Annotated in this window: 22 protein-coding genes; 11 read left to right on the top strand and 11 right to left on the bottom strand. The window is 63.7% G+C overall.

Translation table 11 applies throughout. The features are described 5' to 3' along the window. Positions 1 to 82: 82 nt before the first annotated feature. Together JJT62_RS02585 and JJT62_RS02580 are read left to right on the top strand one after the other, a co-directional pair. Positions 83 to 460: a hypothetical protein gene (locus JJT62_RS02585; protein WP_202071108.1), complete on the top strand. Its 378-nt coding sequence runs from the start codon at positions 83 to 85 to the stop codon at positions 458 to 460. Between the two features lie 84 nt (positions 461 to 544). Further along, positions 545 to 904 carry a hypothetical protein gene (locus JJT62_RS02580; RefSeq protein WP_202071107.1) on the top strand — a complete coding sequence of 120 codons (360 nt, stop codon included), beginning with the start codon at positions 545 to 547 and terminating at the stop codon, positions 902 to 904. Here JJT62_RS02580 and JJT62_RS02575 read toward each other — a convergent pair. Beyond that, positions 856 to 1,776 (bottom strand): dimethylarginine dimethylaminohydrolase family protein, encoded by a 921-nt coding sequence (locus tag JJT62_RS02575; RefSeq protein WP_370568471.1) that lies wholly within the window; start codon positions 1,774 to 1,776, stop codon positions 856 to 858. The two genes, JJT62_RS02580 and JJT62_RS02575, sit on opposite strands and share 49 nt — an antisense overlap. 30 nt (positions 1,777 to 1,806) lie before the next feature. Continuing rightward, positions 1,807 to 2,877 carry an ornithine cyclodeaminase gene (locus JJT62_RS02570; RefSeq protein ID WP_202071106.1) on the bottom strand — a complete coding sequence of 357 codons (1,071 nt, stop codon included), beginning with the start codon at positions 2,875 to 2,877 and terminating at the stop codon, positions 1,807 to 1,809. Positions 2,878 to 3,016: 139 nt separating this feature from the next. Between JJT62_RS02570 and JJT62_RS02565 the strand changes: the two genes are divergently transcribed. Further along, on the top strand, positions 3,017 to 3,433 hold the full coding sequence (locus JJT62_RS02565) for an Lrp/AsnC family transcriptional regulator (RefSeq protein WP_202071105.1): 417 nt from the start codon (positions 3,017 to 3,019) through the stop codon (positions 3,431 to 3,433). A gap of 73 nt (positions 3,434 to 3,506) precedes the next feature. Here the strand turns inward: JJT62_RS02565 and JJT62_RS02560 are convergent, their stop codons facing one another. Further along, positions 3,507 to 4,832: a dihydroorotase gene (locus JJT62_RS02560; RefSeq protein WP_202071104.1), complete on the bottom strand. Its 1,326-nt coding sequence runs from the start codon at positions 4,830 to 4,832 to the stop codon at positions 3,507 to 3,509. Positions 4,833 to 4,963: 131 nt separating this feature from the next. Between JJT62_RS02560 and JJT62_RS02555 the strand changes: the two genes are divergently transcribed. After that, positions 4,964 to 5,788, top strand: coding sequence for a folate-binding protein YgfZ (locus tag JJT62_RS02555; protein ID WP_202071103.1), 825 nt, complete (start codon positions 4,964 to 4,966; stop codon positions 5,786 to 5,788). Positions 5,789 to 5,907: 119 nt separating this feature from the next. On the opposite strand, the gene amoC is transcribed toward JJT62_RS02555, so the two are convergent. Next, the gene (amoC, locus tag JJT62_RS02550; RefSeq protein ID WP_202071102.1) at positions 5,908 to 6,678 is read right to left on the bottom strand and encodes a bacterial ammonia monooxygenase, subunit AmoC; all 771 of its coding nucleotides are present in this window, start codon (positions 6,676 to 6,678) and stop codon (positions 5,908 to 5,910) included. Between the two features lie 162 nt (positions 6,679 to 6,840). Here amoC and JJT62_RS02545 point away from each other — a divergent pair, with 162 nt between their 5' ends. After that, complete coding sequence (locus tag JJT62_RS02545; protein WP_202071101.1) at positions 6,841 to 7,827, top strand: GlxA family transcriptional regulator; 987 nt, start codon at positions 6,841 to 6,843, stop codon at positions 7,825 to 7,827. 26 nt (positions 7,828 to 7,853) lie between these two features. Here the strand turns inward: JJT62_RS02545 and JJT62_RS02540 are convergent, their stop codons facing one another. Further along, complete coding sequence (locus JJT62_RS02540) at positions 7,854 to 9,635, bottom strand: hydrogenase maturation protein (RefSeq protein WP_202071100.1); 1,782 nt, start codon at positions 9,633 to 9,635, stop codon at positions 7,854 to 7,856. Between the two features lie 12 nt (positions 9,636 to 9,647). After that, the gene (locus JJT62_RS02535) at positions 9,648 to 10,703 is read right to left on the bottom strand and encodes a GlxA family transcriptional regulator (RefSeq protein ID WP_202071099.1); all 1,056 of its coding nucleotides are present in this window, start codon (positions 10,701 to 10,703) and stop codon (positions 9,648 to 9,650) included. Positions 10,704 to 11,256: 553 nt separating this feature from the next. Here JJT62_RS02535 and mch point away from each other — a divergent pair. The 5 genes from mch to fae (JJT62_RS02510) all read left to right on the top strand — a co-directional run bounded on the left by mch (position 11,257) and on the right by fae (JJT62_RS02510) (position 15,925). Beyond that, positions 11,257 to 12,234 carry a methenyltetrahydromethanopterin cyclohydrolase gene (gene mch / locus JJT62_RS02530; protein ID WP_202071098.1) on the top strand — a complete coding sequence of 326 codons (978 nt, stop codon included), beginning with the start codon at positions 11,257 to 11,259 and terminating at the stop codon, positions 12,232 to 12,234. Positions 12,235 to 12,435: 201 nt separating this feature from the next. Beyond that, complete coding sequence (locus tag JJT62_RS02525; protein ID WP_202071097.1) at positions 12,436 to 13,380, top strand: RimK family alpha-L-glutamate ligase; 945 nt, start codon at positions 12,436 to 12,438, stop codon at positions 13,378 to 13,380. Positions 13,381 to 13,630: 250 nt separating this feature from the next. Further along, positions 13,631 to 14,509 carry a triphosphoribosyl-dephospho-CoA synthase gene (locus tag JJT62_RS02520; RefSeq protein ID WP_370568470.1) on the top strand — a complete coding sequence of 293 codons (879 nt, stop codon included), beginning with the start codon at positions 13,631 to 13,633 and terminating at the stop codon, positions 14,507 to 14,509. Positions 14,510 to 14,647: 138 nt separating this feature from the next. Beyond that, positions 14,648 to 15,157, top strand: coding sequence for a formaldehyde-activating enzyme (gene fae, locus JJT62_RS02515; protein WP_165054956.1), 510 nt, complete (start codon positions 14,648 to 14,650; stop codon positions 15,155 to 15,157). A 195-nt stretch (positions 15,158 to 15,352) separates the two neighbouring features. Next, positions 15,353 to 15,925 (top strand): formaldehyde-activating enzyme, encoded by a 573-nt coding sequence (gene fae / locus JJT62_RS02510; protein WP_165054957.1) that lies wholly within the window; start codon positions 15,353 to 15,355, stop codon positions 15,923 to 15,925. Positions 15,926 to 15,972: 47 nt separating this feature from the next. On the opposite strand, the gene JJT62_RS02505 is transcribed toward fae (JJT62_RS02510), so the two are convergent. Further along, the gene (locus tag JJT62_RS02505) at positions 15,973 to 16,674 is read right to left on the bottom strand and encodes a HisA/HisF-related TIM barrel protein (protein ID WP_202071096.1); all 702 of its coding nucleotides are present in this window, start codon (positions 16,672 to 16,674) and stop codon (positions 15,973 to 15,975) included. A gap of 22 nt (positions 16,675 to 16,696) precedes the next feature. Here JJT62_RS02505 and JJT62_RS02500 point away from each other — a divergent pair, with 22 nt between their 5' ends. Continuing rightward, positions 16,697 to 17,308, top strand: a complete 612-nt coding sequence (locus JJT62_RS02500) for a hypothetical protein (RefSeq protein WP_202071095.1) — start codon at positions 16,697 to 16,699, stop codon at positions 17,306 to 17,308. Positions 17,309 to 17,325: 17 nt separating this feature from the next. On the opposite strand, the gene JJT62_RS02495 is transcribed toward JJT62_RS02500, so the two are convergent. The 4 genes from JJT62_RS02495 to JJT62_RS02480 form a co-directional block, all read right to left on the bottom strand. Further along, positions 17,326 to 17,877, bottom strand: coding sequence for a PQQ-dependent catabolism-associated CXXCW motif protein (locus JJT62_RS02495; protein ID WP_202071094.1), 552 nt, complete (start codon positions 17,875 to 17,877; stop codon positions 17,326 to 17,328). After that, the gene (locus JJT62_RS02490) at positions 17,874 to 18,779 is read right to left on the bottom strand and encodes a substrate-binding domain-containing protein (RefSeq protein ID WP_202071093.1); all 906 of its coding nucleotides are present in this window, start codon (positions 18,777 to 18,779) and stop codon (positions 17,874 to 17,876) included. The genes JJT62_RS02495 and JJT62_RS02490 overlap by 4 nt, the downstream gene beginning before the upstream one ends. Positions 18,780 to 18,804: 25 nt before the next feature. Further along, entirely contained in the window at positions 18,805 to 19,272 is a 468-nt protein-coding gene (locus JJT62_RS02485; RefSeq protein WP_165054980.1) for a c-type cytochrome, methanol metabolism-related, read from the bottom strand. Between the two features lie 148 nt (positions 19,273 to 19,420). Next, the gene (locus JJT62_RS02480; RefSeq protein WP_202071092.1) at positions 19,421 to 21,286 is read right to left on the bottom strand and encodes a methanol/ethanol family PQQ-dependent dehydrogenase; all 1,866 of its coding nucleotides are present in this window, start codon (positions 21,284 to 21,286) and stop codon (positions 19,421 to 19,423) included. Between the last annotated feature and the right edge of the window lie 131 nt (positions 21,287 to 21,417).

Below are 21,417 nucleotides of genomic sequence, written 5' to 3'. Positions count from 1 at the left end.
AAGCTGAAGGAACAACAAAACCGGGTTCGCGTTGCAGGGAGTGGCGTTGGGGCTTTGGCGGACAAGGACCCAGGAGAAGGCGATGAGGAACCTGAGTAAGACGTTTACCGCGGCGCTCGCGGCCACCATGCTGGTCGGCGCGCTTTCCGTCGCGACGCCCGCCGACGCGGCCTGGGGTCGCTGGGGCGGCGGCGGTTGGGGCCATGGCTTCGGTGGCTGGGGGCATGGCGGCTGGGGCCGTGGTTGGGGATATGGCGGCTGGGGTCGCGGCTGGGGCAGCGGCTGGGGATATGGCGGCGCGGCGGCGGCCGGCCTGCTCGGCGGTCTGGCGCTCGGCGCGGCGGCTTCCTCGCCCTATTACGGCGGCTACTACGGCTATGGCGGCTATCCCTACGGCTATTCCGCGGCTCCCTATTATCCGGCTACCTACGGCTACGGCGGCGGCTGCACCTGCTGGTGACGCGCGGCGAGCTGATCTAAGATCGCGGTCTGACACGCAAAAAATTGCAACCGCGCAGCAGCGCGGTTGCAGTCAGGATGATCGATGCTGAACGATCGGCGCCAGCGTTTCGCCGGCTTTGCGCTTCTCTTACCGTTACTTTCGTCGCCCGCCCTCGCGGGCTCGGTCGCTTCGTCGAATTGGATGGTTCCCAATAAGGACGTTGCGCTGCATTGCGCGCCGCTGCCTTACGAGATCCATTGCTCGATTTCGCGATTGGCGAACCCCGAATATAGCTCCCACTGCTTCTACGTCGGGCCCGATGGAAGCTCCTATCCGATGAAGCGCGACTATCGCTTCGGCTTTTACAACGGCATCGTGAGCATCAAGGTCCACGACGGACCGCGCATCTCCGGTCAGCTCACCGAGGAGAGGACCGGCCGGCGCGCGGTCTGTTCGGAATAAGCGCGGTGCGACTGCACTTCGAGCGTGAGGCATTTGGCGCCGCCGCCGGATTTCAGGAATTCCGATAGCGGCGTCACCACCGGTTGAAAGCCTGCCGCCGCAAGACGCCCCTGGAGGGAACGCGAGCAGGCGTTCATAAAGACTCGGCCGCCCGCCTCGACGGCGTTGCAGGCGAAGCCCATGGCGTCGGCCTCGTCGACTTCGATCCGCCGCTGCGCAGGAACGCGCGCCGCGATCTCCGCGCGCGACGCCTCATCGAAGGCGCCCGGATAATACATCAGCCACCCGCCGGAGAGCGGGCAGAGGCACGTGTCGAGGTGATAGAAGCGGGGATCGACCAGCTTCAACCCGACAGCCTCGCGGTCGAAGATGTCGGCCAAATGCGCCGCCGCCCGCGCATGCGAGCGCCAGCCATGCCCGCACCAGATCAGAGGCTGCGCACGATCGGGCAAAGCGTCTCCGGCGCCCTCGAAGGCGATGTCCTCGGGCCAGGGCGCGATCGTGAAGCCCCGCGCTTCGAACCAGTCGCGAAACAGATCTTCCTCGGGCCGACGCTCCCTGGCGTGGAAGCGCGCGACCGCGACCGTGTCGCCGATCGCCAGTCCGGCGTTCGCCGTGAATACCATATCGGGCAGGCCCTCGGCGGGCGGGACAAAATCCAGAGAGACATTGGCCCCGAGGTGGCGGCGTAAATTTTCCCATTGCTCGCGCGCGCGCGCGAGATCGGCGCGGCCGATTTGGTTCTCCATCCAAGGGTTGATGACGTAATCGACGCCGAAATGGTCGGGCGCGCACATGAGGATGCGCGCGCCTGGCTGCGCGGCGCGACGATTCGGCTCGTGCATGGTTTCGGCTTTGAGATGGACGTTCACGTCGAGGAGGCTCCTGGAGAGAGAGGGAAGTTAGTCGGAGAGTTTCATCGGCTCGGGAAGCGCGTCGCCGCGCGCCTGCCCCGTTTCGAGAGGATGCAACAGGGAGAAGAGGTCTTTCGGATTCGTCGGCGCGGCCGTCAGCTCCAAACCAGCGCCAACGCCGGTTTCACGCGCGAGGTCGCGCAAGAGTCGCAGCGCCGAAAAATCCTCGACCGCGAAGCCGACGCTGTCGAAGATCGTGATGGCGTCTTTGGACGCCCTGCCCGGCTTGCGGCCGGCGAGAAGCTCGTGCAGCTCAGTGGCCGGATGATCGGCGGGGAGCTGCTGGAGCTCGCCCTCGAGCCGCGTCTGCGGCGCATATTCGACATAAATGTCCGAGCGCAGGAGCAACTCGCGCGATAGTTCCGTCTTGCCGGGACAGTCGCCGCCGACGGCGTTGATATGCGTTCCGGGCGCAATCATGTCCTCGGACAGAATCGTGGCGCGCTTCTTATCGGCCGTAATTGTCGTGACGATATCCGCGCCGTGCGCCGCGTGACGCGCATTGTCGCAACGCGTTATGCCGAGACCAAACCCCGCGACGTTGGATTCGAACTTGTCGGCGGCCTCTTCGTCGACGTCGAAAATGCGCAGCCGGTCGATGCCGAGAACCTCGTGGAAAGCCCAGGCCTGGAATTCCGATTGCGCGCCGAGGCCGATGAGCGCCATCGTGCGGGTTCCCGGCCGCGCCAGATGGCGCGCCGCCAGAACGGACGTCGCCGCCGTGCGAAAGGCCGTCGCGAGCGTCATATCGGACATGAAGACCGGATAGCCCGTCGCGACGTCGGCCAGCGCCCCGAAGGCCACGACGGTCTGCAGGCAAAGCTGGGTGTTGCCGGGATGGCCATTGACGAATTTGAAGGCGAAAACCTCGCCGTCGCTCACCGGCATAAGCTCGATGACGCCGCCGGGCGAATGGCTGGCGAAGCGCGCGCATTTGTCGAAACGATCCCAGCGCAGGAAATCGTCGCGAAGACCCTCGACCAGACGCTCCCAGAAACGGCGCGCGCCAACGCGGCGCACAATCTTGGCCACGTCTGAGGCGTTCAGAAAAGTGACCATATCCAAGCCTCCAACATCCTCGGCGTGCGCCTGATGTTACGGGTGGCCGGCATCGATAAAAATCACAAATATATGCATAATATCGTAGCTTATTGAGCAAATTGACATAAGCTATCTGCAATTCGACAGGGACGCAGGCATGGACGATCTCGACCGCCGCTTGATCGCCGAGTTGAGGGCGGACGGCAGAGCCTCGCTGTCCGAGTTGGCGAAGCGGCTCGGCGTCTCGCGCGGCACGGTGCAGAACAGGCTCGACCGCTTGATCGAGTCCGAGGTCATTCTGGGATTTACCGTGCGGTTGAAGAGCGTCGCAGACGACGACCGCATCCGCGCGATCATGATGATCGAGGTCGCAGGAAAGAGCACCCGCCGTGTCGTACAAGTGCTCCGTGGCCTGCCTGAGATTCACGCGCTCTACAGCACAAATGGGGCTTATGATCTCATTGCGGAGATCGAGGTCGCCAATCTGGGGGAATTCGACAGGGTGCTGTCGACGGTAAGGTCGATCGAGGGTGTCGCGCGAAGCGAAACCAGCCTTCTCCTTGCGCCAGCGTGAGCGCAAGCGCGCCTGAAGGCGCGCGGTCCGGGCGCCGCATTGGACCGCGCGCCTTCAGGCGCGCTTCAGCTCGTCACAACGCCTGCTGAAACCGTATTGGCTTGCCCCGAGAGGGCGTCACCAGCTCGCCCTCCCACATCACCCGCGCGCCGCGCACGAAGGTCCCCACCGGCCAACCCGTGACTTCCGCGCCGTCGAATGGCGTCCAACAGGCGCGCGAAGCGATCCACTCGTTGCGGATGACCTCACACCGCTTCATATCCACGACAGTGAAATCCGCGTCATAGCCTTTGGCGATGCGGCCTTTACCAGCCATGCCGAAAACGCGCAGCGGGCCGGCGCTCGTCAAATCGACGAAGCGCGCGAGCGTCAGCTTGCCATTGTTCACGGCGTTGAGCAGCAGCGGCACCAGCGTCTGCACGCCCGTCATGCCGGACGGGCTTTTCGGATAGGGCTGCGCCTTTTCTTCGAGCGTATGCGGCGCGTGATCCGAGCCGATAACGTCGACGACGCCCTGCCGCAAGCCTTCCCACAGCGCGTCGCGGTGATGCGCCTCGCGCACCGGCGGATTCATCTGCGCCAGCGTGCCGATCCGCTCATAAGCGGAGGCGTCGAGCGTGAGATGATTGGGCGTGACCTCGACGCTCGCCAGATCTTTGTGATGCGACAGAAGCTCGATCTCTTCCGCCGTCGTCACATGCAGCACATGGATCAGCGCGCGCTTCTCGCGTGCGATCTTCAACAGGCGCAGGGTCGAACGCAGCGCCGTCTCGACGTCGCGCCAAATGGGATGCGAACGCGGATCGCCTTCGACGCGCAAATCCTTGCGCTCGTTCAAGCGATATTCGTCCTCGCTATGGAAGGCTGCGCGCCGGCGCGTATGCGCGAGCACCTCGGCAATGCCCTCATCGTCGGCGACGAGCAGCGAACCCGTCGACGAGCCCATGAAAACCTTGATGCCCGCCGCGCCCGGCAGCCTTTCGAGCTCGGCGGCGTGTTTGGCGTTCTGATGCGTGCCGCCGACCCAGAAAGCGAAGTCGCAATGCATGCGGTCCGTCGCGCGCGCGACCTTGTCCGCAAGCTCGGCTTCGCCCGTTGTGAGGGGCGTGGTGTTGGGCATTTCGAAAACGCCCGTCACGCCGCCAAGAACGGCGCTACGCGAGCCTGATTCGAGGTCTTCCTTGTGCGCAAGCCCCGGCTCGCGAAAATGCACCTGCGAATCGACGACGCCGGGGAGAATATGAAGGCCCGTGCAATCGATCGTCTCGCCGGCCGAAGCGCGGGAGAGATCGCCGATCGCGGCAATCTTGCCGCCGCGAACCCCCACATCCCGCAAGCCCTCGCCGTCCTGGTTGACGAGCGTGCCTCCAGATAGGATGACGTCGAATGTCTGCGGCATGAATGGCGCCCCGTTTGCAGCGATCCTGCCTAGATAAGCACAAGTCGCCGATGCGCCAAGTCAAATGCGCCAGTCGAATGCGCGAGCGAGCGTGCGATATGTCTTGCGCGCTCAAGCAACAGGAACAGAAAATGACCACAGCGATCCTGCTGACGGACCGCGGCGTCGTCGAGGTGAGCGGCGAAGACGCGGCCAAATTTCTTCACAATATCGTGACGAACGATGTGAAGTCCCTCGAGCCGGGCGACGCGCGCTTCGCCGCCCTGCTGACGCCGCAAGGTAAAATTCTCTTCGATTTTGTCGTCTTCGCGTTGGGAGAGGGACGTTTCCTACTCGATTGTCCGCTTTCGCTCGCGGACGATCTCGAGAAGCGGCTGAACCTGTACAAGCTGCGCGCGAAGATCACCGTGACGAATCTCAGCGACAGGCTGGAGGCCGTCGCTTTCCCGGACGCGGCGGAGCGCCCGGAAGCGCCAGCGATCGCGCTGGCGCCGGACCCCCGCGCCGAGGCGCTCGGTTGGCGCGCGCTTGCGGAAAAAGGCAAGATCGCCGCCTCCGGTCCGCTCGCAGACTATGAGATGCGCCGCATCCGCGCCGGCGTGCCGCTGGGCGGCGTCGATTTCGACTATAGCGACGCTTTCCCACATGAAGCCGATATGGACCTCTTCGCCGGTCTCGACTTCAAGAAGGGCTGCTATGTCGGCCAGGAGGTCGTCTCGCGCATGAAGCATCGCAATCTCGTGCGCAAGCGCGTGACGCAATATCGCGCCCCCGGCGGCGCGCCCAAGCCCGGCGAATCGATCCGCGCGGGCGATGTCGAGATCGGCGTCACGGGCTCTGCGATCGGCGAAGAGGGCCTCGCCCTCATCCGTCTCGACCGCCTCGCCGACGCCAAGGAAAAAGGCGAGGCCCCGATGGCTGGCGGAATCGCGCTGGAATTCATCGAGAGAGGGTAGCCAAAATCAATCGCCTCCCGACCCTGGGCGTCGGAAGGCGATCTTGAGCTTGACGACAGCCATTCCCTTTGCCCCGTTGCGGGAGGGCTGGGGCGAGATTGTGGCGCGCCTCTTTCAAATCACTCGGTGAGGAGCGCGACGCCCTCCTTGCCGAGTAGGCGGTGCACGTTCAGCAGGAGCTGAAGCACGACGCCGAAGACGCCGAGCGCCATCCAGCCGAAGAACACGAAGCCCCAATGGAGCGGCGCGACGAAGAGTTCCTCCATGAACCAGAACGTATGCCCCCATTCATTGAGGCCGACATTCGGGATGATCATGAAGGGGCCGATTGAGACGATCAGATAGGCGAGCGAATAGCCCTTGGAAAAGTAAGGGATGCGCGTCCTCGCGTGGAAGAAGCAGCCGACCGCCAGGATCGAATAGATCGGGTAGCTCATATAGAACTCGATGATATGCGAGGGCGTGAAGTCCGTGTCGCGGATCACCGTCATATGCCAGGTGCCATCCTGCTCGGTGAAGAAGGACGCGCCCCAATAGATCGCCGCCGCATAGCAGACGAGCCATTTCACATTATCGACGACGGCGCGCATTTCCTGACGCGGCGTGACAAGCGACATATCGCGCACGCGGGTCTTCCAAAGATAGCCGGCGAGGCCAAGGCCCGCGATCAGCTCCAGCGGAATTTCCGACCACAGGATCGACATCCAATAGGTCTGGAACTCGGGCGCGAATGAATCGAGGCCCGCGCGCCAGCCGAAGACTTGCTCATAGACGCGGACGATCAAATAGAAGCTGTTGAGCAGCCCCAATCCGATCCACATGCCTCTAAGATCCACGATCGGCTTTTCGGCCGCTGCGGCGCCTGCTGCAGTTTGTGTCGTTGCACTCATTTTTCTTCTCCATTGCGACCGGGAAACGACCGGCGTTTCCGGTGAGGAAGGAGGATAAAGAGCGCCTTACGCTTGCCAGCATGGCGAATTTGCCATTACTCTTGCAAAGTCAGACAGCGAATTTGCCACAAGACAGGCATTTTCCGCCAAGCGGGTCAGGTTATGGATATCGCCGTTCTCGGTTACGAAAACTGCTTGGGCCTCGGATTCATCGGCGCGGCCGATCTCCTGATGCTCAGCAGGCGCATGCTGAAGACGAAAGAGCGGCCGTCGCCCTATCGCGTCGTAACGGTCAGCCAGAGTGGCGCGCCGATCTGCGACGGCTCGGGCCGGACGCATGCGGTGGACGAGGCTTTCGGCACGCTCGATTCATGCGCGGCCGTCATCGTCCCGCCCTTCTTCTGCGAGGGCGGCAATTCTCTGCCGCCGACGCCCGAGATCAGCGCCGCAGCCGCCTGGTTGAGGCGCCAGCACGCTTTGGGCGCGATTGTCGCCGCCGCCTGCAACGGCGTCTTCCTGTTCGGCGAGGCGGGCCTGCTCGACGGGCGCCGCTGCACGACGACATGGTGGCGGCACGATGAATTGAAAGCGCGCTATCCCCGCGCCGACGCGGCGCGCGGCGCGTCGCTGATCGAAGATCGCCGCGTGGTGACCGCCGGCGGCCCGCTCTCATGGATCGATCTTTCTCTCCATCTCATTCGCGCGCTTGTCGGCGATGAAGCCGCAAAAACGGCGGCGGACTTCACCGTGGTCGACGCGGCGCCGTCGACCCAGACGATCTACATCCCGCCCGGCCATGTCTCGGCGTCCAATCCCTTCATCCTGCAAGCCGAACATATTGTGCGGCAGGCGGGCGACTCGCCGCTGACATCCGCGCAATTGGCGCAGGCGCTCGGAGTCTCGGATCGGACGCTGCATCGGCGCCTCAAGGAATTTACCGGCGAGACGCCCAAAAGCTTTCTCGACCGCGTGCGCTTCGAGACGGCGCGCATGCTGCTGGAGACGACGCAGAGTTCGGTGAAACAGCTCGCCAGCGCGTCGGGCTATGCGGACGAGACGAGCTTCCGGCGCGCGTTCCGGCGTTACGCCGGAATGACGCCGGGGGCCTACCGTAGCTGGTCTCTCGCAAGGCGCGGCGTGAAGGCGTAGAGGACACGCCCCCGGCCTCATACGGATCAGCGGCTTGCAAGCTCACGACGAACTGAGGGTGTCGTCGGCCTCGCCGTTGGCGCACGGCCCTTGAAGACGAATCTTTCGCGAGCAAGGTGATATGAAGGATCGGGTCCGAAGAAATTGATCCGCATCCGCGCGAGCTCCTCGGCGCGATAGGCCGCGAGCTGCTTCACCCGCTCGTCCTTCACGCGCTTTTCATGCTTCTCACGCAGCAGATTCCAGAAATCCATGCGCGTTGCGAGATGGGCCGCCCGCTCTGTAACTTCCTGCTGGAAGCTTTGCGCATTGCCGCCGAAGACATTGTCGATGAAGCCGATCGCCTTGGCCTCATGCGTCCCCATCGGCCGGCAACCGTTCATTACGTCATGCGCGCGCGCGGCGCCGACGCGTCTGGGGAGAAGATAGGTCCAGTATTCGGAGCCGTAGAGCCCGCCCATGCTCTTATAGTGCGGATTGAGGACGACGCCCTCGCGCGCAAAGACGCGATCCGCGGCGAGCGCCAGAATCGCGCCGCCCGCGCCGGCGTTGCCACACATGGACGCGATGACGATATGCGACATGGTGCTGACGATCTCATAAACGAGATCGTCGATGGCGTTGATGTTTCGCCACGATTCGAGCGCTGGGTCCTCGGCCGCCTCGATGACGTTCAAATGGATGCCATTGGAGAAATAGTCCTTGCCGCCGTGCAGCACGATCACGCGCGTCGGCCGGCTGCGCGCGAGAAGGAAGGCGTCGCGCAGACGATAGCATTGCTCCGTGCTCATCGCGCCATTGTAAAAATCGAAATGGATGTGCCCGACGCCGCCACGCTCGACATAGCGGATGTCGCGAAAAGTCTGGTAATCGATTTCCTCGTCCACGCGCAGCGCCGATTCCGGCGCGCCGCGCAGCAAGGGACCCAGTATGTCGCCGGCCGGCAGCTTGATCCCCGACACCGGGCAGAAATGCTCGTTGCAGTAATCGCAACCCTGTTCCGCAAAGCGGCAATTGGCGTCGTGCGCATCGCTTTTGAGCTTGAGATGCGTGATCCAGACCGCGCCATCGATCGTGGCGCGGCAGATCGCGCCATTGCGCTTGGCGATGATCGTTCCCGGCGGCCCCTTCAGCCCGTCTTCATAATGCGCGCCATAGAGAAACACCGGCAGGCCGAACAGCTCGTCCAAAACGCCCGGCGCGCTGTCGGCCGCGCGAATCTTGCGCACGACGTCGTCGGTCGGGTCGCGCGTCCAGTCGATGGCGCGATCCTTCTGCATCATGGTCGGGCGCAGCCGGCCCTGCGTGAGCGGGCAGGAATAATCGAGCGGCCAGGGCTTAAAGCTGCCGGATTCGAACTTGTCGACCGCTTCCAAAACCCCGCGCACGGCCGCTTCCGTCACCTCGTTGCGGTAAAGGCTGCCCTTAGCGTCGGCGACCTCCGGCAGGTCGAACTCATGGCTCGCCCAGATCGGCCCCGCGTCCATTTCCGCCGCCGCCTGCAGCACTGTCACCCCCCAGCGCCTCTCGCCGTCCATAATCGCCCAGTCGAGCGAAGACGGCCCGCGATCGCCCATGATTCCCGGATGCACGATCAAGCAGACGCGCTGCGTCCAAATCTCCTCCGGCACGGCCGCCTTCAACATGGGCGCGATGATGAGGTCGGGGTCTTGGGCCTCGACCGCGTTGAGCATCGCCGCGCCGCTGTCGGCGATGGTCACCGCGACTTTGTGGCCGCGCTGCGTCAGCTCGATCAAAAGGCGCTGACTGAGACTGTTATGCGCCGTCGTCAGGAACAAGATTTTCATGGGAAGCCTCTCCTATTGTAGGAAAGTCGATTGGAAGCGCTCTCGATATTCATTCGGGCCGACGGCGAGATTCCGCTTGAAGGCGCGCCGCATGCGCTCGATCGTCGTAAAGCCGCAGATTTCCGCAATGGTCTGAAGGGGGAGGCTGGTCTGTTCGAGTCGGCAGCGCGCGGCCTCGACACGGGCATATTCGACAAAGCGCGCGGGCGTCATGCCCGTCTCCGCGCGAAACCGCCGGGCGAAGTTGCGCGGGCTCATCGCAAGCTGCTCGGCGAGCCGCTCGACCGTGAGGTTTTCGCTCGAATTGCCGAGGATCCATGATTTCAGCTCGGCGATGTCCCGGCAGTTTCCCGTCTCCGCCTGGAGGAAAGGGCTGAATTGCGCCTGTCCACCGGGACGGCGCAGGAAGACGACCATCATGCCCGCCACCATGCGCGGGACTTCCCGGCCGAGATCTTCTTCGATCAGCATGAGCGCCAGATCGATTCCGGCTGTAATGCCGCCGGAGGTGTAGACGCCGCCGTCACGCACGAAGATGCGGTTTGCCTCCACGCAAAGAGAGGGATAGGCCGCCGCGAGCTGATCGCACCAGAGCCAGTGGGTCGTCACCTTGCGATTATTGAGAAGCCCGGCTTTGGCGAGGAGGAAAGCGCCCGTGCAAATCGAGGCGAGACGCCGCACGCCACCCGATATGCCCTTGATCCAGTCTATGAGGCTCTCGTCTTCGCAAGCGGCGAAGGCGCCCTCGCCGCCAGCGACGAGCAGCGTGTCGAGACCCGTGGGAATTTCGCTACAATCGTGGGTCGCTCTGAGTTCGAGGCCGCATTTGGCTCTGACGAGCCCCTTCGTCTGTGCGATGACGACGCATTCATAGCCCGGCTCGCTCGCCCGCTCGCAGCCGAGAGCGCGGTCGGCGTAATAGAAAACGTCAAGCGGGCCGCAAAGATCGATAATTTCAAAGTCAGGATAGATCAGAATGCCTATTTTTCGGTTCCGTCGGATATCCGAACGAACCGGCTCAGGCCATAGAGCGCCACGGAGATCGAATGGAGGCTCAACGCTTGTCATACAAATACTTTCCGGCCTGACGCGGACGCGCACAATGACAAAATCGCGACAAATTCTGCCACAGCGCTACTGTGGCTCAATTATCCATCCGGATGAGGCGGGCGGGCAAAAGGCTCCGATCGGCGTTGAAAAAACAAAGCCTTCCGACCTGTTGGGCGGAAGGCTGGGATTTCTCGCGCTCTAGCTGAGTTTAGCGGTGGATGGCGTCCAGCGCGATATCCAGGGCGCGGACCACGCCAATGTTAGCGAGGACGACGCCGAGGACCGCGAGCGCGGCGATTGTCGCGTCCCGTAAGGAAATCTCGTGCACCCTGAACTCCTGCCTGTCCATATCGCCCACCCAATGAAGAGAACTCCGCCTACGCCTCTTGTTTGAAACTTATGCGACAGAGGTTAAAACCATCTGGACGCTTGCGCGTCGCGAGCCGCTTTCGTTTCGCCGCAAAGACCGATAAGTTCGCGCCCGCGCCTGCCGCTGGCGGGATTCTCCGCTTTTATAGAGCGCCGGGAATCGAGCGGTAGAGCCACAGAAATTTCGAGGGAAGGACCACTAGTGAGCGCTAGCGAAAACACCGGCCGCGTCACGGCCAGCGTCAACACTCTCGCGGGCGAGATCGTCGACCGTCTCGTCGCCGGCGCCGAGCGCTATCGCGTTTCGGTGTCGCGCGGCAGCCTCGGCGAATTGCTGATCGACGCGGGCGCCAAGGCCGCGGGCGGCGTCGACGCCGGCCTGCTGCTCACGGAAATCTGCATGGGCGGTCTGGGCAAGGTCACGCTCTCCCATGCGCCGGGCGCCGCGAAATGGCCGTTCTGGCTCACCGTCTCCAGCAATGATCCCGTCGTCGCCTGCCTCGCCAGCCAATATGCCGGCTGGAGCCTGCAACACGAGAAATTCTTCGCCCTGGGCTCGGGCCCGGGCCGCGCCCAGGCGCGCGTCGAGAAGCTCTTCGAGGAGCTTTCCTATAAGGATCGCGCCGACCGCGTGACGATCGTGCTGGAATCGGCCGCGCCGCCGCCCAAGGAAGTCGTCGAGAAGGTCGCGGCGAAATCCGAGGTTTCCCCCGACAAGGTCGCCTTCGTCTACGCGCCCACGCAGTCGCTCGCCGGCAGCGTTCAGGTCGTGGGCCGCGTGCTCGAGGTGGCGCTGCACAAGGCGCATGAGCTGCATTTCCCGCTGGAGAACATCGTGGACGGCATTGCGACCGCGCCGCTCTCGCCGCCCCATCCCGATTTCATCCAGGCGATGGGCCGCACCAATGACGCCATCATCTACGCCGGCCGCGCGCATCTCTTCGTGAAGGGCCCCGCGGCGGCGGCCAAGGAGCTCGCGGAAAAGCTGCCGAGCAGCACTTCTCGCGACTACGGCCAGCCTTTCGCGGAAATCTTCAAGGCCTATAAGGGCGACTTCTACAAGATCGACGGCAGCCTGTTCTCGCCGGCCGAAGCGCTGGTGACGGCGGTCGAAACCGGCGAAACCTTCCGCGCCGGCAAGATCGACGAGGCGCTGCTCGACAAGTCGTTCGGCGGCTGATTAGTCGCCTCTCCCCGTGAAAATGGGGAGAGGCCTTCCCACGTGTGAGAACCGTCATGGCCGGGCTTGTCCCGGCCATCCACGCCAGTGTGCACGGCCTACCCTGGGGCGGGAGTTCAAACCCATTCCTCCATATGAGCTACCATTGCGCGGCGTGGATGGCCGGGACGAGCCCGGCCATGACGAGGCGGCGAATTGACGATGTCTGCATGCGGTAGCCCTGGACGCGGCGAGAGCGGGCTGCCCCGCGTCGCCGTCTTCACCGACAAGCTCGACTGGCATGTCGAGCACACGCTTGCAGCTTTCCGCGCATTGGGGGCGACGCCGGTCGCCGTGCGGCTTTCCGCCTGCCGGATCGATTCGTCCCGCCCGCACGGCCTCGCCATTCCAGGCTTTCACGCGCTTCCCGACCTCGTCGTCGTGCGCGCCATCGGCGACGGCTCGCTGGAGGCGATCACCATGCGGCTCGGCGTGCTGCATGCGCTGGAAGCCTTGGGCGTTCCGCTCGTGAACAACGCTCGGTCGATCGAGCGCTGCACCGACAAAAGCATGGCGAGCTTTCTGCTCGCGCGCGCCGGCGTCCCGGCGCCCGAGACCTTCGCGACGCAATCCCTGGCGCAGGCCCGTGAAATCGCGCGGCGGGAATGCGCCAGCGGCGTCCTTGTGATGAAGCCGCTTTTCGGCGCCCAAGGCTGGGGCTTGCGGCTCGTGGAAAAGGAAAGCGACATTCCTTCGCTCGGGGAGGCCCGGGGCGTCTATTATCTGCAGCGCTTCGTCGGCCCTGAGCGCCCGCCCTATGAAGACATGCGGATTCTCGTTTCACGCGGCGAGGCAGTCGCGGCGATGAAACGTCGTTCGAGTCATTGGATCACCAATGTGCGCCAGGGAGCAAAGCCCGTCGCAGCGGAGCCGACGCGCGAAGAGCGCGACATGGCGCTTGCAGCGTCGGAGGCCATGGGAACGATCGTCGCCGGCGTCGATCTCATCACGAGCGCGCAAGGGCGGCCCATGGTTCTGGAAGTCAACAGCATGCCGGGCTGGAGCGGCCTGCAACGCATCACGCCCTTCTCCATCGCCGAGCGGCTGGCGGCTGACGCGCTTTCCCTCCTTCCCGCTCGCCGCAATGCGGTGAGCGCGTTAGGATGAGCGACGCAGCGGCGCTCTCGCAGGCCGCCCAGTTCGATGATAAACCTCGAGGCGGCCTCTCCTTCGAGACGCGAGCTTCGCTCGCTCCTCAGGATGAGGCCTAAGTGTTTGACGAAGTTTCGGAAGCCCCTCATGCTGAGGAGCCTGCACAGCAGGCGTCTCGAAGCACGAGGGGCGTCACCGCCACTTTGTCGGCAATCTGAGCGACGCTCTCGGACGCCTCCCCTCGGGTAAGCATATCATTCGCAACGTGACAGCCCCCCTCGCCCCAATCAATGCCGCGGTCGCCCAAGCCTTCGTCGCGGCCTGCGAGGCGGAGCTTGCCGCGCCCAAGCCCGGCAATGTGCATCACTTTGCGCCGGGCCATGGCATGGAGGCGCGGGACTTCATCGAGAGCGCCCGCGCGGCCGCGCCTTTCATCGCCGCGCCCGGCGCGAGCGTCGGCCAACGCATCCTCGGCGCAGTCGAGGCCACCTGGGCGGCGGTCGCTCAAAACACCAATCTCGGCATCATCCTGCTCTGCGCACCGCTCGCCCACGCCGTGCTGACCGCCGAATCGCCCGACCTTCGCCGGGAGACCGCGCGCGTGCTCGCGGCGCTCGACGTCGCCGACGCCGACGCTGCGTTCCGCGCCATCAGCCGCGCCAATCCCGCGGGCCTCGGCGCGGCGAATGAGCATGACGTCTCCGGCCCGGCGCAGACGTCTTTGCTGGAAGCCATGCGCGCGAGCGCCGATCGCGACCGTATCGGCTATCAATACGCCCATCATTTCGTCGATATTTTCGAGACCGGGCTCGACGCGCTGCAGCGCGCCCGCGCGCGCGGCCATGACGCGCCGCGCGCAACGCTCGAAACATATCTGGCGTTTCTGGCCGCTTTCCCCGACAGCCACATCGTCCGCAAGTATGGAATTGAAAAAGCGCGCGCCGTTCGTGAGGACGCCATATGCGCAGCCGCACGCATCGAAAGCGCCCCGCGGCGCGACGAAGCCTTCGCATTGGCGCTCGATTTCGACCAGAACCTTAAGAAAAACAAAATCAATCCGGGCACGAGCGCAGACCTGACGGTAGGCGTTCTTTTCGCCGATTCGCTTCCCGCCATCTTGGCAAAAGCCCACAAAAATGGTTGAGTCCGCGCCGCGCGGGGTGGTCTCGCGGCTATCCGGCTAACCGGTCGGGCGATTAGGCCGACGTCGAAAACGAAGGATAGAGGCGGTCGCGGCGCGCAGCGCGCGAACGCTTGGGGGAAGCTGAAAGGGAACGCACAAATGGCGAAGATCAACAAGATGCTGGTGGGCGAGTCGCTCGTCGGCGAAGGCAACGAAGTCGCTCACATCGACCTGATCATGGGCCCGCGCGGCTCGGCCGCCGAGCTCGCTTTCGCGAACGCTCTCGTCAACAACAAGGACGGCTTCACGACCCTTCTCGCGGTTGTCGCGCCGAACCTGCTCTGCAAGCCCAACACGATCCTCTTCAACAAGGTCACCATCAAGGGCGCCAAGCAGGCCGTCCAGATGTTCGGCCCGGCTCAGCACGGTGTCGCCAAGGCCGTCGCCGATGCGGTCGCCGAAGGCATCATCCCGGTCGAGGAAGCTGACGACCTCTTCATCTCCGTCGGCGTGTTCATCCACTGGGACGCCAACGACGACAAGAAGATCCAGGACTACAACTATCAGGCCACCAAGGAAGCCATCGCCCGCGCCGTCGCCGGCGAGCCGAAGGCCGCCGAAGTCGTCGCCAAGCGCAACGACGCCAAGCACCCCTTCGCTCCGAACTGAGTTCGGAACGCCTGAGCGTTTTCGATCCGAAAACGCTCGAGCCAGCGAGATAATCAGGGGAGCCGGAGCCGGCTCCCCTTTCTGCCGAACACGATACGCGCCGCGGTCAAATCCGGCGTTCAACGGACAATCGGGCTCCGCGCGGGCGCGCAATAAACAAGCCGCTGGACGCGAATGGCGCCGGGAGGGATGAACATGGCTTCTTTCTTTGAAAAGATTCTGGGCGCGCTGTTTCCGAAGCCGGCGACGGGCTTCGCGGGCTCCAGCAGCGCCAAGATGGGCGTCGGCGAATCGCTCGTCGGCGAGGGCAATGAGGTCGCCCATATCGACCTGATCATGGGTCCGCGCGGCTCGGCGGCGGAGAAGGCGTTCGCCAACGGCCTCGTGAACAACAAGGACGGCTTCACGACGCTGCTCGCGGTCATCGCCCCGAACCTGCTCGTCAAGCCCTACACCATGATGTTCAACAAGGTGACGATCAAGAACGCCAAGCAGGCCGTGCAGATGTTCGGCCCGGCCCAGCATGGCGTCGCCAAGGCTGTTGCGGATTCGGTCGCCGAAGGCGTCATTCCGCTCGACAAGGCTGAAGACCTGTTCATCTGCGTCGGCGTCTTCATCCACTGGGAAGCCAACGACGACCAGAAGATCCAGGACTTCAACTATCAGGCCACGAAGGAAGCCATCGCTCGCGCGATGAAGGGCGACCCGAAGGCCTCGCGCGTCGTCCAGGAGCGCGTCACCGCCAAGCATCCTTTCGCCGCCAACTAAGCGCGAAAGTTTTTGCAATCAGGGGAGCCCGTTGCGGCCCCCCTTTTTTATTTTGCGGAAATCCGGGAGAGGTCCGCCCGGCTCAGGCGGCCGTCATGCAGAGCGGTGGCGACAAGCGCGCCGGCGGCGCCGGCCTCTTTCAGGGCGACGAGATCGTCGATCCCGCGCGCGCCACCCGCAGCGTAGATGTTTTTTCCTTTGGCCCGCGACAGAATTTCATTGAGGCGGCCGAGGTCCGGCCCCTGACCCGCGCCGACGCGCGCAAGCGTCATAACGATCACCTTCTCAGGCCACAAGTTGGCGTCACGCTGGATTTCAGCGTCGCCGAGGAAGCCTTGTGCAGAAAAATCCAATGAGAGCGCGAAACGCGCATTGTTTCTAACGGCGCGCAATTCGCCCGCGTCTTTTAGGCTTTCGCTGCCGATGACGATATTGACATTGTGCTGGGCGAGCCAACGCTCGGCGTCAGCGCGCCGCGCGATCCCCGCATCCACCCAGAAACACGCGTCGGGAAAGGCGCCGCCGATGCGCGTGATGAGCGCATAATTATCGTTCCGGCCTTCGATCGCATCGAGATCGGCGATATAGAATGTGCGAAACGGATGGAGCGAGGCGAGACCGCGCGCGACATCGAGTGGCGCGCTCGTTTGTGCGAGCGGCGTCTGCAACGGCTGATATTCGGAACGTCGACCCGCGACGGCGCGCACGGTGACGCCATTGCGAATATCGATGACGGGGATGACCTGCATGAGGCATTATAGGCGCATGCTGATGAGAAGACACCTCGCGCTTGCCTTGACGGCCCAACTCCTCCTCGCCACGTCGGCAGTCGCGCAATCCGCGCAGAGCGACTGGCCCTGTAAGCAGGTGCGCGTTCCCGAGATCGCGCTGGGCGGCGTTTGGACCGGCCCGTCCATCGAGACAGAGCGAAAGAGCTGGCGCGATGACGGCGCCATCGCCGACCTCGTGGCGCGCATCGCCGCACGCCGCACGCCGATCGAGGAAGCTGAAAAGCTCATTGGCGAATTCTCGAAGAGCGCCGGCGATCATCGCAAGGAACGTCTGACGATGCTCTTTGCCGGTCTCTATGAGCGCATGAACGACGAGCGCCGCGACGTCGTAAACGGTCTCGACCGCTTCGGCCGTCGCCTCAAGGAGATGGCCGAGAAAACCCGCGAGGAGACCCAGGCCTTTTATGATTTGCAGAACAAAAAGCCGCCGCTCGACGCCGAGTCGATGCGGAAGGCGGCCGAGACGCTGCAGTGGCGCGTGCGGCTCTTCGAGGAGCAGCGCAAGATGGCGAGCTTTGTTTGCGAAAGTCCGGCGCTAATCGAACAGCGTTTCGGCGAGCTGGCGCGCAAAATCTTGGCGGAGATGGCGTAGCCCGGACGCGGTAAAAGCTACTCGCGCGGCTCAGGCTTGCGTTCTTCGAGCGGATGCTTTTCCGCGGCCCAGCCATCCGTGCCTTCCGGATACCAGGAGATGTTGGAGTAGCCGAGCGACATGGCGCGCTTGGCGGCGTTCCAGGACATCCAGCAATTGGTCAGGCAATAGAAGACCAGCGCCTTCTTTTTGTCCTGCCCCGTCGCCTTGGCGAGGCCCTTTTCGAAATAGGCCTGCGTCGCCTCCGAGAGCGCGCCAAAACCGGTGTCGGGCAGCCAAATACTGCCGGGAATATCGAGACGCGGCTGCTCGCGCCAAACAGCCTTCTTCGGCAAGCCCTCGGGCTTTGGCGCATGCGGCAGCGCATCGACGAAGACCGCCGCCTTGGCGCGCCACACGTCGAAAGCCTTCGCAGTGTCGACGACAACAGCGCCTTTCAGCGTCGCAGGCACGGGCGCGCGGTAGGCGTCGAGGCGGTAACCTTCAGGCTCTGGCGTCGGCGCGACTGTTTCGGCCCACGCAGTCGATGAAAAGGCGGCAATGAGCGCGGCGACGGCGAGCCGCCTCATTGCGCTTTCCTCAGCGGCTGACCGGCTTCGTCGAGCATGGGCACGCCATAATCGGCCAGGATCTTTTCGATCTCGGCCTTGTTCTGGCCAATGAGATTATTGAGCTCGCGCTTCCAGTTCTGGTCTGAGTTGCGCACGCCGAATCCAATGCGAAAAGCCATGCGTACGCCCGGGGTTTCCGGGAGCAGCGTCACATCGAGCTTTGCGCTCGATTGCTTCGCATAATAGCCGGCGATCGGCCCCCAGAGCAACGCCACGTCGATGTCGCCCGTCTCGAGATCGTGGATCATCGTCGCGCTCGACGATTCGACACGCGTGTCGACCATCAGCGGATAGGGCTTCACGAGGCCGATCATGCCGTTCTTGGCGAGGACATTGCCCGGCGGCGTATTGGCGACGAGGCCGATGCGGCCTTTCTTTTCCTTCAGACGCGGATCGTCGAGGTTCTGTATCCCGTCGAGATCAGAACCGGCGCGCGTCACCATGGCGTAGGTCGTGCGGTAATAAGGATTCGTCGGCTGCACGAGATCATTGCCCTGCGGCATGCCGAGAATGACGTCGCACAGATGCGCGTTGAGCGTATTGCGCACGAAACCCGTCGCGCCGGGATAGAAGGCGTAGGCGAGTTCCTTGTGGAGCTTTGCGGCCAGGAACTCCGCGATCTTGTTCTCGAAACCTCCGCCCTTCTCGTTGGAGAACGGCAGATTATTCGGGTCGGCGCAGACGCGAAGCGTTTTGGGATCGATGAGCTCGATCCCGCCGGCGTTGTCGGAGCCCTTGGCGCCCGCATCCGGGCCCATATGCTGCGCAAAGCCAGACGCCGCCGCGAACAAAATCGCGGCGGCGCCGGCTGAGGACAGGAGCGCGGCGAGGCCGCGCTGATATGTCCGGGAGACGATCATGTGATCGACCTCTTTGTAACGGGCCTTACTTGGCGGCCATGCAGTCGGCTTCGGCCTTTTTGAAGGCCTCCGGCGCCGGCTCTTTCTTCTCCGGGCGGCCAGGCTGGACGGCGCCCGTCGACAGCGCGCGGAGATAGACGTAAAGGTCGTCGATGTAGCAGACGGCGTTCTTATTGTCGGCGAAGGCCGGCATGACGCTGTTGCCGTTCTGACGGCCGCCGATGACGATGCCCGCGAATTCGGCGTAGTTGAAGCGCTTCACCGACTCCTTCAACGCCGGGGCGTAGGTCGAGCCGCCGCCGTTCGGGCCATGGCAGACGTGGCATTCGGCGTGATAGCGGCGATAACCGGAGAAGGTGTACCAATCGACCGCGCCGTCGGCGCCGACGTTATAGGTGGGATCGCCTTTCGCGTCGAAATATTTGCCGTTCTCGGATTTGACGGCTTTGGGATCTCCGGGGGCCTCGGCCATGGCGGAGGTTCCCACAAACATCATGACGCCCAGGGCGACAGCCCCGGCAATCGACGATCTCATCACACACTCTCCTGGTCGGTTCTTCATTCACTCGTAAACGACAGCGCTCGGCGAGGCCCTTATTGTCAGGGTTCGCCGAGCGCCGGTTTTCTATCTTACGCTCTGCTTAGTTGGGCAGGGCGAAGACGGTCAGCACGCCGCCGAGGGCGGTGTAATTGGCGAGCGAGGCGTAGTTGCCCACCGCGCCGAGACCTTCGTTCGACTTCGACAGACCGGCCGCGAGGCCGATGCCCGCCCAGCCGCCGACGCCCGACAGAACCGCCACATACTGCTTGCCGGCCGATTCATAGGTGATCACGTTGCCGATGATGCCCGACGGGGTCTTATACTTGTAGAGCTCCTTGCCGGTCTTCGTGTCGACCGCCTTCAGATAGCCCTCCAGCGTGCCGTAGAAGGTCACGCCGCCGTCCGTCGACACAGCGCCCGACCAGGCCGAGAACTGCTCCTTGTTCGACCAGACGATCTTACCCGTCCGCGCGTCCCAGGCGATGAAGTTGCCGGTGTGGTTCGTGCCGTCGCCCAGCACCTTGCCCGCCGGGAACATTTCCAGCGTCGCGCCGACATAGGGCTGGCCCGCCGTGTAGGACACGCGGAACGGCTCATAGTCCATGCAGACGTGGTTGGTCGGCACCATGAACAGGCCCGTCGCCGGATCGAAAGAAGCCGGCTGTTCGTCCTTCGAGCCGAGAGCGGCCGGGCAGACGTTCTGGGTGTTCGTGTCCTCGCCATTGTGCTGCGTCGAGTATTTGTCGACGACCAGCGGACGGCCATAGGTCTTGGACGACTTGTCCATGTCGACCTTCGTCGCCCAGTTCACCGCCGGATCATACTTCTCGGCGACGAGCAGGTCGCCGTTGGTGCGATCGAGCGTATAGGCGAAGCCGTTACGGTCGAAGTGGACGAGCGTCTTGACCTTCTTGCCGCCGATGTCCTGGTCGGCGAGGATCATCTCGTTGATGCCGTCATAGTCCCACTCGTCGTGGGGGGTCATCTGGTAGAGCCACTTCACCTTGCCGGTGTCGAGGTCGCGCGCCCAGATGGTCATCGACCAGCGGTTGTCGCCCGGACGCTGGTTCGGGTTCCAGGTCGAGGGGTTGCCGGAGCCGTAGTAGACGAGGTTCAGCTCGGGGTCGTAGCTATACCAGCCCCAGGTGGTGCCGCCGCCGGTCTGCCACTGGTCGCCCTGCCAGGTGCTGATGCCGGAGTCCTTGCCGACCGGCTGGCCGAGATGGGTGGTCTTCTCGGCGTCGATCAGCGTATCGGCGTCCGGGCCCATGGAGTAGCCGCGCCACGCCTGCTTGCCGGTCTTGACGTCGTAAGCGGTGATATGGCCGCGCACGCCGAACTCGCCGCCGGCGATGCCGACGAACACCTTGTCCTTGAAGACATGCGGCGCGGCGGTCGAGGTCTGGCCCTTCGACGGATCGCCGTTCTTCACCGACCAGACGAGCTTGCCGGTCTTGGCGTCGAGCGCGATCAGCGTGGTGTCGGCCTGAGCGAGGAAGATTTTGCCGTCGCCGTAAGCGAGGCCGCGGTTGACCGTGTCGCAGCACATGACCGGAACGACCGCCGGATCCTGCTTGGGCTCATATTTCCAGAGGATCTGATGCGCCGGATCCTTGGCGTCGAGCGCATAGACGATATTGGGGAACGGCGTATGCAGATACATCACGTCGGTCGTGATGGTCTTGCCGGAGCTGTCGGTGACCGACACATTGTTGAGAACGAGCGGCGCGCCCTCGTGGCCGCGCAGCACGCCCGTCGAAAACTGCCAAGCCGGCGCAAGCTTGCCGACGTTGTCAGCGGTGATCTGCTTGAGGCCCGAATGGCGGAGATTGGCGTAGTCGCCGGTCGGAGAGACCCACTGCTTGGGGTCTTTCGACAAGGTCAGCAATTCGTCGTCGGCTTTCGCAGCGCCGACTGAAAACAGCGCAAGAACACCAACTGAAGTCGACAACAACAGCTTATGCATGAGCATTTCCTCCTGAGACGCCGAGGCGCGCCTTACCGTTGCGCCGCCGCCGACGTCACGCCTCTTTGGGCGCCTCGACATTGGGAAGGCGTTTTCCGTCTTGCTCCCGGGCCGCTTGGGCAAAAAATTGC

Origin of the sequence: Methylocystis sp. Sn-Cys, assembly GCF_016745395.1 — a bacterium.
GTDB classification, from domain to species: Bacteria; Pseudomonadota; Alphaproteobacteria; order Rhizobiales; family Beijerinckiaceae; genus Methylocystis; species Methylocystis iwaonis.
The sequence above is the reverse complement of the archived record's forward strand: the minus strand, read 5'-3'. Positions and strand labels throughout refer to the sequence as shown.

Bases quoted from the DNA above. Each gene is read 5' to 3' on its own strand.
- JJT62_RS02580 (WP_202071107.1), top strand. From the start codon at position 545: ATGCTGAACGATCGGCGCCAGCGTTTCGCCGGCTTTGCGCTTCTCTTA.
- JJT62_RS02585 (WP_202071108.1), top strand. From the start codon at position 83: ATGAGGAACCTGAGTAAGACGTTTACCGCGGCGCTCGCGGCCACCATG.
- JJT62_RS02565 (WP_202071105.1), top strand. From the start codon at position 3,017: ATGGACGATCTCGACCGCCGCTTGATCGCCGAGTTGAGGGCGGACGGC.
- JJT62_RS02480 (WP_202071092.1), bottom strand. From the start codon at position 21,286: ATGCATAAGCTGTTGTTGTCGACTTCAGTTGGTGTTCTTGCGCTGTTT.
- JJT62_RS02500 (WP_202071095.1), top strand. From the start codon at position 16,697: ATGAGAAGACACCTCGCGCTTGCCTTGACGGCCCAACTCCTCCTCGCC.
- fae (WP_165054957.1), top strand. From the start codon at position 15,353: ATGGCTTCTTTCTTTGAAAAGATTCTGGGCGCGCTGTTTCCGAAGCCG.
- amoC (WP_202071102.1), bottom strand. From the start codon at position 6,678: ATGAGTGCAACGACACAAACTGCAGCAGGCGCCGCAGCGGCCGAAAAG.
- JJT62_RS02490 (WP_202071093.1), bottom strand. From the start codon at position 18,779: ATGATCGTCTCCCGGACATATCAGCGCGGCCTCGCCGCGCTCCTGTCC.
- JJT62_RS02570 (WP_202071106.1), bottom strand. From the start codon at position 2,877: ATGGTCACTTTTCTGAACGCCTCAGACGTGGCCAAGATTGTGCGCCGC.
- JJT62_RS02485 (WP_165054980.1), bottom strand. From the start codon at position 19,272: ATGTTTGTGGGAACCTCCGCCATGGCCGAGGCCCCCGGAGATCCCAAA.
- JJT62_RS02545 (WP_202071101.1), top strand. From the start codon at position 6,841: ATGGATATCGCCGTTCTCGGTTACGAAAACTGCTTGGGCCTCGGATTC.
- JJT62_RS02535 (WP_202071099.1), bottom strand. From the start codon at position 10,703: ATGACAAGCGTTGAGCCTCCATTCGATCTCCGTGGCGCTCTATGGCCT.
- JJT62_RS02505 (WP_202071096.1), bottom strand. From the start codon at position 16,674: ATGCAGGTCATCCCCGTCATCGATATTCGCAATGGCGTCACCGTGCGC.
- fae (WP_165054956.1), top strand. From the start codon at position 14,648: ATGGCGAAGATCAACAAGATGCTGGTGGGCGAGTCGCTCGTCGGCGAA.
- JJT62_RS02560 (WP_202071104.1), bottom strand. From the start codon at position 4,832: ATGCCGCAGACATTCGACGTCATCCTATCTGGAGGCACGCTCGTCAAC.
- JJT62_RS02555 (WP_202071103.1), top strand. From the start codon at position 4,964: ATGACCACAGCGATCCTGCTGACGGACCGCGGCGTCGTCGAGGTGAGC.
- JJT62_RS02540 (WP_202071100.1), bottom strand. From the start codon at position 9,635: ATGAAAATCTTGTTCCTGACGACGGCGCATAACAGTCTCAGTCAGCGC.
- JJT62_RS02495 (WP_202071094.1), bottom strand. From the start codon at position 17,877: ATGAGGCGGCTCGCCGTCGCCGCGCTCATTGCCGCCTTTTCATCGACT.
- JJT62_RS02525 (WP_202071097.1), top strand. From the start codon at position 12,436: ATGTCTGCATGCGGTAGCCCTGGACGCGGCGAGAGCGGGCTGCCCCGC.